The organism is Allomuricauda sp. CP2A, from assembly GCF_001683915.1.
In the GTDB taxonomy this organism is placed as follows: domain Bacteria; phylum Bacteroidota; class Bacteroidia; order Flavobacteriales; family Flavobacteriaceae; genus Flagellimonas.
In genome coordinates, this window is sequence record NZ_LXTT01000031.1 from 1 (window position 1) to 1,249 (window position 1,249).

A 1,249-nucleotide genomic window follows, 5' to 3' on the forward strand; every position below is an offset into this window, starting at 1 on the left:
ATTATTTTTGGGGGTAAACAAAATTTTGTAATTTTAGAATGTGAAGCAGTTTTTTAGCAAAATATTATCCATCTTTTTGACGTTGGCGGTACTCTTTTCGACTACCTCGTTTACGGCGGATATGCATTTTTGCTGTGAAAAACTGGTAGATATTGCCGTGTTCGGTAAAGCAACGCCCTGTGATCAAAAAATCCAAAAGACGGAAAACACTTCAAAAAAATGTTCAATTGGAGTTGGAGACTGTTGTAGTGATGATTCATTTATACAGCAAGGTAATGATAATCTCCAAAAGGTTTCCTTTGAGATTGATTCTCAAAATTTTGTCTTCTTAAAGGCCTTTGTCCACACTTATATAAACCTTTTTGAAGGACTTGAGGAAAATGTAGTTCCCTTCAAAAACTATAAACCTCCGTTGATTCAGAAGGATTTACTAGTTCTTCACGAGACTTTCTTAATTTGATTTATATTTAAGCGGATTGTTTATGCAATAGTCCGCTCTTCGCATTGGCCATACCTCTTAAGTGGCCCCTTTTTGTCGTACCCCATGCCCACGACAGAACATTCAGATTGATTGCCAAACAGGGTTTTACCTGTTGAGATTTATTGTAAACCATAATACGTGCACCATGGATTCCATAAGGGAATATTGGATAAAGAATATGGTTTGTAGGCGTTGCCTAAAGGTCATAAAGCAAGAATTGTATGATTTGGGCATTACCATACTATCCCTTGAACTTGGGAAACTTACGGTAAAGGCTCCAGAAATAGCTATTGTCGAAGCAGACCAAAAAGTGGTGGGCGTCCTCCATTCCAACGGTTTTGAAATAGCCAAAAGCGAAGAGGAGATGATAGTCGAGAAAATCAAGATCGCCTTGATTTCATTGGTCGCAGATATCCCTATCAACATTCGGGGAAAAACCTCGGACTATCTGGCTAACATAGTACATCGAGAGTACAAGGTACTGAGCAAGATTTTTTCAAAAAATGAAAATATCACTATTGAAAAATACTTCATAAAGCTGAAGATAGAAAAGGTAAAAGAGCTCATTCAGTTGCGGCAACATACCTTTTCTGATATCGCTTATTTGCTCGATTACAGCAGTGTCAACCACTTATCCAGGCAGTTTAAGGAAATCATGGGCATGAGCATGACCGACTATAAAAATGATCAAGCCTGGGAACGAAATTTCTTTGACGAAATTATATAAATAATAAAGAGAATTATGCAGACAAAGGCTTTTGGCAATAC

The 1,249-nt window shown here is 37.5% G+C and carries 2 protein-coding genes; both read left to right on the forward strand.

Going from position 1 to position 1,249, the window contains the following annotated elements; genetic code table 11:
* Positions 1 to 40: 40 nt before the first annotated feature.
* Complete coding sequence (locus tag A7D14_RS04180; protein WP_067030421.1) at positions 41 to 460, forward strand: HYC_CC_PP family protein; 420 nt, start codon at positions 41 to 43, stop codon at positions 458 to 460.
* 166 nt (positions 461 to 626) lie between these two features.
* The gene (locus A7D14_RS04185; RefSeq protein ID WP_067030424.1) at positions 627 to 1,208 is read left to right on the forward strand and encodes a helix-turn-helix domain-containing protein; all 582 of its coding nucleotides are present in this window, start codon (positions 627 to 629) and stop codon (positions 1,206 to 1,208) included.
* The last annotated feature ends 41 nt before the right edge of the window (positions 1,209 to 1,249 follow it).